Source organism: Kitasatospora sp. NPDC001159 (assembly GCF_053598235.1).
In genome coordinates this window covers 79,344-91,701 of the sequence record NZ_JBSFJV010000009.1, presented here as the reverse complement: position 1 = coordinate 91,701, position 12,358 = coordinate 79,344, and the positions used below count along the sequence as shown (strand labels likewise).

Genomic DNA, 12,358 nt, shown 5'->3' with positions numbered 1-12,358 from the left:
CACGCCGCGCCGGTACGGGCCGGCGGCACGCCGTTTCGGGCGGGGGAGGCCATGACGGAGACCACGGACCGGCCTGCCTCGGGGCGGGTCTGGTCGAAGCCCGCGCAGCTTGTCCTCGGCTTGGCCGGGGCGCTGCTGGCGGGTGGCACCGGGCTGTTCCTGGCCGCGGTGTTCCTGCACGTCGCGCCCGCCAACTCGCTGTCCCGGCAGTACCGGGACCAGATCGACGGCGTGATCTACCCGGAGTTCGAGCAGAACTGGAAGCTGTTCGCACCCAACCCGCTGCAGCAGAACGTCAGCGTGGACGCCCGGGTGCGCACCGTCGCCGACGGCGGCTCCACCCACACCCGTGACTGGATCGGGCTGACCGCGCAGGACCTCGCCGCGATCCGGGGCAACCCGGCGCCCAGCCACGTCGACCAGAACCTGCTGCGCCGCGCCTGGGACTTCTACGACGGCTCGCACGACCAGGACGAGAAGCAGACCGATCCGCGCGGGCGGCTCGCCGAGCAGTACCTCAAGCGGATCGCGCTGCAGCGGATCGGCCGGGAGGTGGACGGCGAGCGGGTGCTGGAGATCGAGTTCCGGGTGACCTCGGCGACCGTCCCGCCGCCCTCCTGGAGCGGTGAGGCCGCGGCGCCCGCGCCCAAGGTGCGGGAGCTGCCGTGGTGGGCGGTCGGGGACGAGGACTACCGGGGGCTCGGGTGAACGAGGTACGGGCTTCGCAGCCGGTGGAGCCCGTACGGCCGGGGCTGCTGGACGGCATCCCGCGGCAGGGCGGGCAGCCGCCCGTCCCCGCGGTGCCGCCCGGCGGGCCGGGGGCGGTGCTCGGGCGGGCGGCGGAAGCGTTCACCGGGCGGGTGCTCGGACGGCACCAGGCCGCGGTGGTGCGGATCGGCTTCGGGCTGGTCTGGCTCGCCTACCTGCTGCGCGAGTGGCCCAACCGGCGGGTGCTGTACGGCGACCGATCGCCCTGGTCGATGGAGCTCGCCCAGCGGATGCTGACTGACAACGGGGCGTTCACCGTGCTGCCCTGGTTCGGCGGGCGGCTCTGGTTCGAGCTGGTCTACCACCTGGCCGTGCTGGCCGCCCTGGCGGTACTGCTGGGCTGGCGGACCAGGGCGAGCACGGTGCTGTTCCTGGTCACCGTGCTGTCGCTGCAGAACCGCAGCGTCCTGCTCGGCGACGGCGGGGACAACGTCGTCCACCTGATGGCGGTCTACCTGGTCTTCACCCGCTGTGCCGAGGTCTGGTCGCTGGACGCCCGGCGCACCCGGGCCGGGTGGTCCGGGGTGGTGCTCTGGGCGCTGCTCGGCGCGGTGCTGGCGGTCTGCCAGTTCGGCGACTTCTCCGGCGACACCCTGACCTGGAGCGGCCCGACCTTCCCGTACCTCGGCTGGTCGCCGCTGTTCTGGGGGCTCTGGGCGGTGGCCGGGCTCTGGTGGGTGCTCGGGCGGCTGCGGCCCGGGGGCGAGCCGCGGGCGGTGCTCGACGCGCTGGCGAACATGGTGCACAACTGCGCGATGCTGGTGATCGCCGCCGAGGTGGTGCTGATCTACTCCACGGCCGGCTGGTACAAGGTGCAGGGCTCGCGCTGGCAGGACGGCACCGCGCTGTACTACCCGCTGCACCTGGACTACTTCACCCCCTGGCCGGGGCTGTCCATGCTGGTCGGCTCGGCGCTGCTGCCGGTGTTCCTGATCTCCTACGGCACGGTGATCCTGCAGGTCGCCTTCCCGTTCACGCTGTTCAACCGGCGGGTCAAGAACGTGCTGCTGGTGGTGATGATGGCCGAGCACCTGGGGATAGCGGTGGTGCTGGGGCTGCCGGTGTTCTCGTTCGCGATGGTCGCGGCGGACGCGGTGTTCCTGCCGACCGGCGCCCTGCTCTGGGTGGCGGCGCGGCTGGGGCGGATCGGGTTCAGAGGTGGTGCGGGCGGGGACCCGGCTGCTGGGGTCGCTCTGCGGGGGAGTTCGGAGGGGCGGTAGGCGGGAGCGAACCACCGGGAGGTGCGCGTTTCGCGAAGCGACTGCCGAGCGAAGCGAGGTGGGAGCATGAGCGGCATGGGAGACGACGAGCTGGTGCGGGCGTGGCGGACGGCCGAGCAGGAGCCGGGGGCGGTGCTGCTGGACGGGTTCCACGCGCTGAAGCACGCGCTGCGCTTCGGCGGTGACGTCCGTCGGGTGTTGACGGCCGATCGGGCGGCGCTGCTGGCGTTGGCCGCCGAGCTGGCCGAGGACGTCGTCCCGGCGGTGGACGCGCTCGCGGTGGAGCTGCCCGAGGCCCGGTTGCGGACGCTGGCGCCCCGGCTGCACCCGACCGGGGTGATCGCGCTGGCCGTCCGCCCGTCCGCCGAGGCCAACCGGGCGGTGCTGGCGCAGCGTCCGCGCAAGGCGCCGGTGGTGCTGCTGGAGAACCCGCGCAACCTGGGAAACGTCGGGGCGGTGATCCGGTTGGCGGCCGGGTTCGGCGCCACCGGGGTGGTGACCACCGGGGACCTGGACCCCTGGCACCCGACCGTGCTGCGCGGCAGCGCGGGACTGCACTTCGCCACCGCCGTCGAGCGGCTGAGCCTGCCGGAGCTGCCCGCCGGGCCGCTGTACGTGCTGGACCCGGAGGGCGAGGACATCCGCGACCTGCCGTTCCCGGACGACGCGCTGCTGGCCTTCGGCACCGAGCGGCACGGCGTCTCGGCGGAGCTCAAGGCCCGCGCCGACCAACTGGTCGCGGTGCCGATGCAGGCCGGGGTGTCCAGCTTCAACCTGGCGACCAGCGTCGCGATGGGCCTGTTCCACTGGATGTCCGGCAAGCGCTGAGGCGCGGCGGATCGGGCTGAGCGGGTGCGGACCATTCGAGCCACCCGGTGTGGTGCGGGCCGGGCGGAGCCGGTAGTGCCGGTACGGACCCGGTGCTGTTCCTGGAGGAGGATCAGCGCGGGTTGGCGGGCGAGTACTCGGGACCGGTCCAGGCCAGCGGGGTGGCGTCGGCGAGTTCCAGCACGCCGGTGACGGTCAGTTCGACCATCCGCTCGGCGCCCGGGGCGGCCTCCCGGGCCTCCTCGGACCAGTCGGCGCGGGCCTCGCCGGTGACCAGCAGCGCCCCGCCGGTCTCCCAGTCGGGCAGCAGGAGGCCGGCCCGCGGGTCCAACTCCAGGTTTCCGAGCGTCATGAACATGCTGTTGCCCCGGTATTCGGGCCAGCGCACCCGGTCCGGCCCGATCGCCTCCAGGAAGCCCGGGAAGCCGCCGCGGTGCGAGGCGTCCACACTGCCGTCCGGGCCGGCGGTGGCGATGAAGAAGGTGTCGGCGGTGGCCACGGCCAGCTGCTGCGCCGTCGACAGCACCGGGCCGGACGCGACCGTACGGGGCGCGCCGGCGCCCGGGCGGTCCAGCGGGGTGCGGCGCTGGATGTACTTCGGGCAGTTGGAGACCACCTCCTCGGCGTGGACCGTCAGCCCGCCCCGGCCGTCCGGCGCCGAGCGGCCGTTGAGCCGCATCCGGCGGCGACCGGCCGGGTCCAGGGCGATGGTGCCGACCCTGGCCGGGCGGTCCAGCGCCTCGGCCAGCGGGTCGGCCCCGGCCGGGCGGGCGGCGACCGTCATCGTCCGCTCGTCCGCGGCCTGCAGGAAGCCGGCCGGGCCGGCCAGCTGGGTGGCCCAGATCCGGCCGTCGAGGTCGGCGGCGCCGACCACCAGCATCCGCCGCTCGGTGAGGAAGCGGGCGGCCACCGCCGGGACGGTGCTGCGGATCGACCGGCCGGCGTGGTCGGCCCGTTCGGTCAGGCCGGCCCGGGCCTGGGCGGCCCGCTCTCCGGCGTGGTACGGCGTGCTGACGGTCGTCATGGTGTGCTCCCTCCTCGGCACGGTCGGTGTACTCCCCCGTGGCCCACCGGTCGTGCCGGCCCGGAATCGGTCGGATCCTTCGGCTTAGAAGAAGCCGCAGGTCGGGGCGCCGGTGGTGGGCGCCTCGGCGTCGGTGTGGTCCACTCCGGTGCGGGTGTAGATCTCCAGCCGGATGCCGTCCGGGTCGGAGAAGAAGATACCGCCGGAGGCCGAGCCCTCGCCGTGCGGGACGACGCCGTCGTAGGCGAACTCGGCGCCCAGCTCGCGCAGCAGCTGCTCGGTGGCGCGGACCTCGTCCAGGCTCTCCACCTCGAAGGAGAGGTGGTGCAGGCCGGGGGTCGCGGTGGAGAAGGCGCCGGTGCTCTGCTGCCAGAGGGTGACCACCAGGCGGCCGTCGCGGCCGAGCAGCGCGTAGCGGCGCTCGGGGTCGGTGCTCTCGTGGGCGACCTGGAGGCCGAGGACGGCGCGGTAGAAGTCGACCGAGCGGGCCAGGTCGGTGACGTTCAGGCCCACGTGGCCGGTCTGCAGGGTGCGGAGCAGGGTGGTGCTGGACATGCCTGGTCACTCCCGGAGGCTGGGGCGGTCCGGCGAGGCTCCTGCCTAACCGGTACTCATCAGATTAGGAGTTAGATGATGGAGCGTCAACCACTACTAGCTTTCATAGGGGTTAGATTTTCCGGAGTGGGAACGCGAAAGCCCCGCCGGACCGACGACGGTCCGACGGGGCCTCTGGGCGGGAGGGGCTAGGCCCACTCCCAGCGGATGCCGATGTGGCCCGGCTGCTGGTCCGGGGCCAGGACGTGGGCGCTCGCCGAGGCGCCGATCCACAGCTGCTCGCGGCGGTGGTCGACGTCGGCGCCCGGCTCGCGGTCGTAGCGCTCGCAGTGCACCGGGACCGCAGCCGGGTCGAAGTGGACCTGGAGCACGTACTCGCGCACCTGGGTGGCGAAGCGGCGGCTGTACTCCATGGTCGGGCCGCCGGGCGGGATCTCCACCTCGTACTCGAAGACCGTGCTGTCGCCGAGCCCGAGCGGGCGGTCCAGCATCAGCTCGGCGACGGTCAGCCCGACCTCAGGGCGGCGGCGGACCCGGCCGAGCCGGCCGTGCCGCACCGAGGTGATCTCCGGGCAGCCGGTGGCCTCCTCGTCGGCCTTGTGCACCACCAGGCAGCGACCGACGCCGCCGACCGTGGCGCGCACCACCTGGCGCATCCGGAGCAGGTTGGCGCGCCGCTCGGCGTCCACGTAGTACGAGTCGTGGATGCTGAGCCGCTCCAGCTCGCCGGCCGGCGGGGCGTCCAGCTCGGAGAAGATCGCGGCGATCTCCTGCTCGCCCGGCCAGACGTCCTCCAGCCCCAGGTGGCTGGTGGTGGCGGCGGCGGCCCAGCGGCCGCGCGGGCGCGGCGGGCCGAGCAGCGAGGAGAGTGAGCTGTGCGGCAGGCCGAGCAGCTCCTCCAGTAGGTGGACGGCGCGCAGCGAGCTGGCCCGCTCGGGCTGGCTGCGGCCACGGCGCCAGTAACTGAGGGTAGTCACACTGACCCTGACGCCGCGTTGGGCGAGCGCCGCGCGGATCCGGTCCAGGCTGAGGCCGCTGGCCTCGATGGCCAGGTGCAGGGCGTCCGCGAAGCCGCCGGCCGGGGCGGGGCGTCCGGCGGACGGCGCGGGCGCCGGGGCGGGCGCGGGCGGGTCGGTACGCTCCGTACGCGATCCGACCAGCCGCAGCCGCGCGGCGTCCTGAGGTTGCTGTGCGGCCATGCAGTGACCCTCCCCACCAGGTGAGTTCGGTGGCACCGGGCTGGCGCCGGGGCGCGCCGCCAGCGGCTTCACCGAGCTTTGGGGAACCCTATGCACGGTCGAGAGGCTACGTCATCAGTCGCGCGTATGACAGTGGTCACGACAGGTGAACCGGATGGTTAGCGATCTTGAAACAGTCCGGAAACACAGCCGGAACGTCGGACGCGGGAAGGCGCCAACCGTGACGGAAACGGACACCGCCGGGGCGGGCCCTCTCGGCGCCGCCCCGGCGGGGGTCTCGGTGGTGCTGCTCTTGTGGAGCTACCGGCCGGTGATCACTTGACGTTCAGCGCGACGTCGTCGACCACGAAGCTGGTCTGGTTGGAGCCGTCCTCGGTGCCGGTGAACTTGATGGTCACGGTCTGGCCGGCGAAGGAGGTCAGGTCCACCGTCTGCTGGACGTAGCCGGAGGCCGCGTCCGCGTTGGACCAGGTCTTCAGCGTGGTGTTGTTGCCCTGCAGGGTCAGGGTGTCGTACGCGGTGCTGCCGGTCTCCGCGGTGTCGATGTGCAGCCAGAAGGTGAGGGTCGCGGAGGCGCAGCCGGTCGGGACCGAGACGGTCTGCGACAGGGTGTCGGTGTGGGTGGTGCCGTAGCCGTCCAGCCAGGCCTTCCAGCTGCCCGAGTGGGCCGGCTGCGAGCTGCTGTTGTCGACGACGCCCGAGGAGGTGGTCCACGGGGCGGCGGTGCCGGTCTCGAAGCCGCCGTTGCCGATCAGCTGGGCGGCGGTGCAGCCGCCGGTGGGCGGCGGGGTGGTGCTGCCGCCGCCGAGCAGGGCGGTGGTCAGGGCGTCGGCGACCGGGGAGCCCCAGCCGGTGACCTGGTCATAGCCGGCCTTGGCGGAGAAGTCCTGGTTGGCGCCGGTGGTCACGTCGTGGAAGGTGCTGCCGTAGCTGCTGCTGTTCGCGACCGCGTACAGCCGCGGGCTCGCCTCGCCGAGGGCCGGCTGCCCGGCGGCCTTGGCCTTCTGGTTGAACTGGGCGGCGTAGCCGGACCACAGCGGCGCGGCCGCGCTGGTGCCGCCGTAGACCTGCCAGGCGCCGGCCGTGTAGATCGAGAAGCCGCTCTGCGGGTCGGCGTTGGAGGCGACGTCCGGCACGGTGCGCATGGTTCCGTTGACGCCGGTGCCGGTCTGCCAGCTCGGCTTGCTGAACACGGTGGAGACGCCGCCGCCGGCGGTGCTCCAAGCGCTCTCCGAGGAGTAGGTGTTACTGCTGGTGACCTTGAGGTTGGTGCCGCCGACACCGGTCTGGTGCGGGCTGGACGCCGGGAAGTCGACGGCCTTGACGGTCGAGCCGCTGGTGGAGCGGGTGCAGTCGCGCGAGCCGTCGTCGCCGGAGGCGGAGAAGATCGAGATGCCCTGGGCGGCGGCCTGCTTGAAGGCGTTGTCGACCGCGGTCATCGAGGCGGCGGTGGTGTCCGGCTCGCAGGAGCCCCAGGAGATCGAGATGACCGAGGCCTTGTTGTCGGCCACGATCTTGTTGGCCATGTCGATCTCGCCCTGGTCGTTGTTGGGCGCCTCGTAGATCAGCTGGGTGGCCTTGGGGGCCGCGCCGCGGACGATCTCGCTGTCCAGCTCGACCTCGCCCTCGCCCTGGCCGGGCGCCGAGTCGTAGTTGGCGCCGTCCACCGAGACGGTGGAGACGGCCGGGCCGGTCAGGCCGAACTGCGAGTCGTAGGTGGTCAGGTCCGAGGACTTGTAGCCGTCGAACTCCCAGAGGGCGACCGTCGTGCCGGTGCCGTCGGCGCCGGTCTTGTTCAGGTTGTAGGCGCCGGTGTACTGGGCCGGGCTCATGCCGCTCGGGGTGGCGGAGGCTGCGCTCGGGGTGACCGCGTTCGGCTTGGCGAGGTGGGTCTTGCGCACCGCGTGGTTGTCCAGGCCGCTCACGCCCTGGACCACGGAGGCCAGGTCGGCGGGGATCGAGGCGGCGGCGTCGTTGGCGAAGAACGCCCGCTGCAGCTGCGGGTCCACGTAGGAGCTCTCGTGGGTGCCGAAGGCCTGCGAGATCTGCGCGTTGGTGCCGTGGGCGGTGACCACCTGGCGGTTGGCGCTCACGTCGCCGACGGTCAGGCCCTGCGCGGCCAGGTACGCCTTGACCCGGTCGACGTCCTGCTGGGTCGGGCCGAACTGCGCGGTGAACTGCTCCGGCGTCAGGTACTTGCCGAACTCGGGTGCGCCGGGCGTGGCGACCGCGGTGAGGAAGCGGTCCAGGGCGTCGGCGTTGCGCAGCTTGAGGCTGACGGCCACCGAGATCTGCTGCTCGGCCGGGACGTCACCCTTCTTCTCCGAGTGGGCCACCGCCGGGTTCACGGTGTTCGGCAGGGCGACGCGCGGGGTGGCGTGCGGGGTGGGGGCGGCCTGCGCGGTGGAGACGCCGAGCGAGACGGCGGTCAGCGGCAGGACGGCTATCGCCGCAGCGAGTGCGAGGGTGCGGGGGCGCAACAGATCCTCCTCGGGCCGGCTGTGGGGGGCCGGCAAGGGGCCAGGCGTTCCGGGGTGAGAACGCTGGCTCGAACATGTCAGAACAGATGCGCGAGATGTCCCATGTCCAAGCAATTCGTTGCTAAAAAACAGTCAACTGTGGAGCCCCGGAAGGCCGGTGATTCCATACAGTGAATGGCCGGAATTCCAGCACTGGTCCATACCAATTCACGGTGCGGGGCGCGGACGTAGAATCGGGCGGAGCCGAGGGAGAGGGACGACTGACGTGACGGCAGACCCGAGGGACCCCCGACCGCTGACCGGCGAGCCGCTCGCGCTCGACCTGCTCAACACGCGCTGGGCCGGAACGCCCGTCAACGATCTGCTCACTGGCGTCGAGGAGTACCGGATCTGGCTCTCCTCCAACGGGTTGAGCGGGCGCTGCACGGCCGACGAGGCCGGGCTGACGGCGATCCGGGAGGCTCGTGAGGCGATCGGACTGGCCGCCCAGGAGGCCCGTGAGCGAGGCGAGTTGAGCGTACGGTCGCGCGACGGGTTGGACGCGGTGCTGGCGCACGGGCGCATCCGGCGGACGGCCGGAGCGGGCGGGGCCGCGGACCTGGTGGAGGCCGACCGGCCGGAATGGCTGGCGCCCTGGCTGGCCGTGGACGACTTCCTCACCCTGCTCGGGCAGGGGGCGCACCGGGTGAAGCAGTGCGCACACGAGGCGTGCATTCTGCATTTCTTCGACGCCTCGCAGAACGGCCGCCGGCGCTGGTGCCGGATGGCCGTCTGCGGGAACCGGGCGAAGGCGGCGCGGCACTACGTGAAGGCGCGGGGTTAACGGACGACCGAACAAATGGTCGGCGGGTGCGGTGAGGTGCCGCACCCGCCGACTGCTTGTCAGGCGGCGCCCAGCCAGCTGGTCAGGGCCTCGGCGAGCTCGCCCTGGCCGGGGTCGACGGCGGCCCAGGCGACGTAGCCGTCCGGGCGGATCAGCAGGACGGTGTCGGCCAGCTTGCCGTGCGGGTCGGCCGGGGCGGCGGAGACCATCCGGTCCGCCCAGGGCTCGGCGGCGGTCAGTTCGTCATTGCTGACCAGCACGAACCGCCCGGCACGCAGCGCCTCGTAGAGCCGCTCGGGGCCGGCCGGGGCGCCCTCCTCGGGCTTGCTCAGCGCGGTCAGCCGCAGGTCCGGGACGCGCTTGCCGACCTGCGGGTGGGCGCCCTTGGGGGCCTGGTACGAGATCTCGATGCCGGCGACCATCCGGGCCCCGCGCTCGCTGAGCAGGTCGAGATGGCTGCCGAGCGCGGTGATTGCGCCGCGAAGGGCGCGGGTGGGGGTGGACTCGGCGAGCGCGATCCGGATCAGCGCGCCGGAGGTGCGCAGCACCGTCCTGCCGACCGGGTGCCGCTCGGTCTGGTACGTGTCCAGCAGCGCGTCGGTGGCCCGGCCCCGGAGGGTGGCGGCGAGCTTCCAGGAGAGGTTGGCGGCGTCCTGGAGGCCGGTGTTCATGCCCTGGCCGCCGGCCGGGGAGTGGCAGTGGGCGGCGTCGCCGGCCAGGAAGACGCGGCCGGAGCGGTAGTTGGGGGCCTGGCGCTCGTCGCTGTGGAAGGTGGAGCTCCACCGCACGTCGTGCAGGCCGTAGTCCTCGCCCTGGGTGGCCAGCACGATCGCGGTGAGCTGCTCGGGTGTGGGGGTGGTGCCGTTGGCCTGGTGCTCGTTGCGGTCCCAGGCGATGACCCGGTACCAGCCGTCGCCGAACGGGACGATGAAGGAGAAGCCGCTCTTGTTGGCGCCGACGGCGATCGCGTCGGCGGGCTCGCGCTCCAGCCGGACGTCGGCGAGCAGCACGGAGTCGACCACGGCCTCGCCGGGGAAGGGGATGCCGAGCAGGTCGCGGACGGCGGAGCGGGCGCCGTCGGTGCCGACCGCGTACCGGGCGCGGTGGGTCTGCCCGTCGCGGGTCTCCAGGGTGACGCCCTCGGCGTCCTGGCGCAGGCCGGTGACCTCGGCGCCGCGCACGATCACGGCGCCGGCCTTCCCGGCACGCTCCTGGAGCAGCCGTTCGACGTTGTACTGCGGGGTGATCAGCACGAACGGGAACCGGGTGGGCAGCCCGCTGAGGTCGATCACGGCGCGGTTGAACATCCTCAGCGAGCCGAGCGGGCGGCCGGTGGCGATGAGTTCGTCGGCCAGGCCCCGGGCGTCCAGCAGCTCCAGGCTGCGGGCGTGCACGGCGAAGGCCCGGGTGAGGTTGGACTCGGCGGTGCGCTTCTCCAGGACGGTGACGCCGACTCCGGCGGCGGCGAGGTCGCCGGCCAGCAGCAGTCCGGTCGGTCCGGCGCCGACGATGATGACGTCGGTTTCGGTCGTCGGCTTCACGGCCATGTATCAGCTCCCGTTGTTCGGAGGGCGGTTGGACGCCGTTCCAGGCGTTCTCCCAGCCTCCATCATCGCGGGCCGCACGGGAGCTGTGAACCGCCGGTCCCCCGGCGGCCGATGACCACCGGGGGACCGGGACGCGCGGCGGGCGCCTCAGCTGTGCCGGCGGATCTCCACCGTGCGGAACCGGTTGGCGACGAAGGCGCCGTCGCAGTAGGCCGAGTTGGCGGCCGGGTTGGCGCCGGTGCCGTGCAGGTCGGAGAAGGCGGCGGTCTGGTTGGGGTAGACGCCGCCGGTGAGGTTGAGCGAGAGCGAGACGCCGGAGTCCAGCGCCGCCTCGACCAGCAGGGCCTCCACCTCGGGCGAGGTGGTGTAGCCGGAGGCCGTCATCGCGCCCTTCTCCCGGACGGTGGTGCGCAGCAGCTCCACGGCGGCGGGGGTGGACTCGACGGCGACGGCGAAGGAGACCGGGCCGAAGCACTCGCTGCGGAACACTGAGCGGTCGTCCGGCTTGTCGGCGTTGAGCTTGACCAGCGCCGGGGTGCGCACGGCCGCGCCGGGGAAGTCGGGCGAGGTCACGGCGCGCGGGGCGAGGGCGAGTTCGCCGTACTCGCCGCCGGCCGCGGCGGCCGAGCGCTGCAGCACGCCCGGGTTGACCATGGCGCCGAGGATGGCGGCGGCGCGCGCGTCGTCGGAGAGCAGGCCCTCGATGGCGGCGGCGAGGTCGGCGACCACCTGGTCGAAGGACTTGTCGCCCTGGTCGGTGCTGATGCCGCCGCGCGGGATCAGCAGGTTCTGCGGGGTGGTGCACATCTGGCCGCTGTAGAGCGAGAGCGCGAAGGCCAGGTTGCCGAGCATGCCCTTGTAGTCGTCGGTGGAGTCGATCACCACCGCGTTGACGCCGGCCTTCTCGGTGTAGACCTGCGCCTGCTTGGCGTGCTCCTCCAGCCAGTCGCCGAAGGTGGTCGAGCCGGTGTAGTCGATCATCTTGATCTCGGGCCGCACGGCGAGGATCTGGGCGACGGTGCCGCCCTCGTGCTCGGCGGCCAGGCAGACCAGGTTGGGGTCGAAGCCGGCCTCGGCGAGCACCTCGCGGGCGATCGCGACGGTCAGCGCGAGTGGCAGCACGGCCCGCGGGTGCGGCTTGACCAGCACCGGGTTGCCGGTGGCCAGCGAGGCGAACAGGCCCGGGTATCCGTTCCAGGTGGGGAAGGTGTTGCAGCCGATCAGCAGCGCGAGGCCGCGCGGGACGACGGTGAACTCCTTGGTCATCACCAGCGGCTCGCGCTTGCCCTGCGGCTTGGTCCAGCCGGCCTGCTGGGGCAGCCGGGTCTGCTCGGCGTACGCGTAGGCGACGGCCTCCAGGCCGCGGTCCTGGGCGTGCGGGCCGCCGGCCTGGAAGGCCATGCCGTAGGCCTGGCCGGTGGTGTGCATGACGGCCTGGGCGAACTCGTGGGAGCGGGCGTTGATCCGGTGCAGGATCTCCAGGCAGACGGCGGCGCGCTCCAGCGGGGAGGCGGCGGCCCAGCCGGGCCGGGCGGTGCTCATCGCGGCGATCAGCGCGTCCGGGTCGGCGTGCGGGTAGGTGATGCCCAGCTCGATGCCGTACGGGGAGGCCTCGCCGCCGACCTGGTCGCCGTCGGTGGGGTGGCCGTCGAGGGTGAACGGCTTGCCGAGCAGGGCGTCGAAGGCTGCCTTGCCGTCGGCCGGGCCGCTCTCGCCGTAGGCCTTCGGGAACTCGGGGTACGGGGACCAGTAGTCGCGCTTCGCGGCGGCGGCGAGCGCGGCGTCCAGGGTGGCCTGGTGGCGCTCGACCAGCTCGCTGACGAGGGGGTGGGTGACCGCTGCGGACATCTGTGCGCTCCTCAGAGGGGAGGACGGGACACGTCACAGAGTAACCGAACGATCGGTCGGCTCAAG

At 72.9% G+C, this 12,358-nt stretch carries 10 protein-coding genes; 4 read left to right on the top strand and 6 right to left on the bottom strand.

What is annotated here, in order from left to right:
* Window positions 1-51 precede the first annotated feature (51 nt).
* The 3 genes from ACWC9T_RS07485 to ACWC9T_RS07475 all read left to right on the top strand — a co-directional run bounded on the left by ACWC9T_RS07485 (window position 52) and on the right by ACWC9T_RS07475 (window position 2,816).
* Entirely contained in the window at window positions 52-708 is a 657-nt protein-coding gene (locus ACWC9T_RS07485) for a DUF5819 family protein (protein ID WP_449820111.1), read from the top strand.
* A complete protein-coding gene (locus ACWC9T_RS07480; RefSeq protein WP_449820110.1) occupies window positions 705-1,988 on the top strand; it encodes an HTTM domain-containing protein in 1,284 nt (427 codons plus the stop codon). The genes ACWC9T_RS07485 and ACWC9T_RS07480 overlap by 4 nt, the downstream gene beginning before the upstream one ends.
* Before the next feature lie 75 nt (window positions 1,989-2,063).
* Window positions 2,064-2,816 carry a TrmH family RNA methyltransferase gene (locus ACWC9T_RS07475; protein WP_449820143.1) on the top strand — a complete coding sequence of 251 codons (753 nt, stop codon included), beginning with the start codon at window positions 2,064-2,066 and terminating at the stop codon, window positions 2,814-2,816.
* A 112-nt stretch (window positions 2,817-2,928) separates the two neighbouring features.
* On the opposite strand, the gene ACWC9T_RS07470 is transcribed toward ACWC9T_RS07475, so the two are convergent.
* The 4 genes from ACWC9T_RS07470 to ACWC9T_RS07455 form a co-directional block, all read right to left on the bottom strand.
* Window positions 2,929-3,840 carry a pyridoxamine 5'-phosphate oxidase family protein gene (locus ACWC9T_RS07470; RefSeq protein WP_449820109.1) on the bottom strand — a complete coding sequence of 304 codons (912 nt, stop codon included), beginning with the start codon at window positions 3,838-3,840 and terminating at the stop codon, window positions 2,929-2,931.
* An 84-nt stretch (window positions 3,841-3,924) separates the two neighbouring features.
* Window positions 3,925-4,395 (bottom strand): VOC family protein, encoded by a 471-nt coding sequence (locus ACWC9T_RS07465; protein WP_449820108.1) that lies wholly within the window; start codon window positions 4,393-4,395, stop codon window positions 3,925-3,927.
* A 188-nt stretch (window positions 4,396-4,583) separates the two neighbouring features.
* Window positions 4,584-5,594, bottom strand: coding sequence for an XRE family transcriptional regulator (locus ACWC9T_RS07460; RefSeq protein WP_449820107.1), 1,011 nt, complete (start codon window positions 5,592-5,594; stop codon window positions 4,584-4,586).
* Window positions 5,595-5,908: 314 nt separating this feature from the next.
* Window positions 5,909-8,074 carry a protease pro-enzyme activation domain-containing protein gene (locus tag ACWC9T_RS07455; RefSeq protein ID WP_449820106.1) on the bottom strand — a complete coding sequence of 722 codons (2,166 nt, stop codon included), beginning with the start codon at window positions 8,072-8,074 and terminating at the stop codon, window positions 5,909-5,911.
* 265 nt (window positions 8,075-8,339) lie between these two features.
* Here ACWC9T_RS07455 and ACWC9T_RS07450 point away from each other — a divergent pair, with 265 nt between their 5' ends.
* Window positions 8,340-8,897 (top strand): CGNR zinc finger domain-containing protein, encoded by a 558-nt coding sequence (locus tag ACWC9T_RS07450; protein ID WP_449820105.1) that lies wholly within the window; start codon window positions 8,340-8,342, stop codon window positions 8,895-8,897.
* A 59-nt stretch (window positions 8,898-8,956) separates the two neighbouring features.
* Here the strand turns inward: ACWC9T_RS07450 and ACWC9T_RS07445 are convergent, their stop codons facing one another.
* Window positions 8,957-10,444, bottom strand: coding sequence for an FAD-dependent monooxygenase (locus ACWC9T_RS07445; protein WP_449820104.1), 1,488 nt, complete (start codon window positions 10,442-10,444; stop codon window positions 8,957-8,959).
* 147 nt (window positions 10,445-10,591) lie between these two features.
* Window positions 10,592-12,292, bottom strand: a complete 1,701-nt coding sequence (gene paaN / locus ACWC9T_RS07440) for a phenylacetic acid degradation protein PaaN (protein WP_449820103.1) — start codon at window positions 12,290-12,292, stop codon at window positions 10,592-10,594.
* Window positions 12,293-12,358 lie beyond the last annotated feature (66 nt).

Excerpts from the sequence above, each read along its gene's own strand:
- ACWC9T_RS07445 (WP_449820104.1), bottom strand. The coding sequence starts at position 10,444 with ATGGCCGTGAAGCCGACGACCGAAACCGACGTCATCATCGTCGGCGCC.
- ACWC9T_RS07470 (WP_449820109.1), bottom strand. The coding sequence starts at position 3,840 with ATGACGACCGTCAGCACGCCGTACCACGCCGGAGAGCGGGCCGCCCAG.
- paaN (WP_449820103.1), bottom strand. The coding sequence starts at position 12,292 with ATGTCCGCAGCGGTCACCCACCCCCTCGTCAGCGAGCTGGTCGAGCGC.
- ACWC9T_RS07460 (WP_449820107.1), bottom strand. The coding sequence starts at position 5,594 with ATGGCCGCACAGCAACCTCAGGACGCCGCGCGGCTGCGGCTGGTCGGA.
- ACWC9T_RS07465 (WP_449820108.1), bottom strand. The coding sequence starts at position 4,395 with ATGTCCAGCACCACCCTGCTCCGCACCCTGCAGACCGGCCACGTGGGC.
- ACWC9T_RS07475 (WP_449820143.1), top strand. The coding sequence starts at position 2,064 with ATGGGAGACGACGAGCTGGTGCGGGCGTGGCGGACGGCCGAGCAGGAG.
- ACWC9T_RS07485 (WP_449820111.1), top strand. The coding sequence starts at position 52 with ATGACGGAGACCACGGACCGGCCTGCCTCGGGGCGGGTCTGGTCGAAG.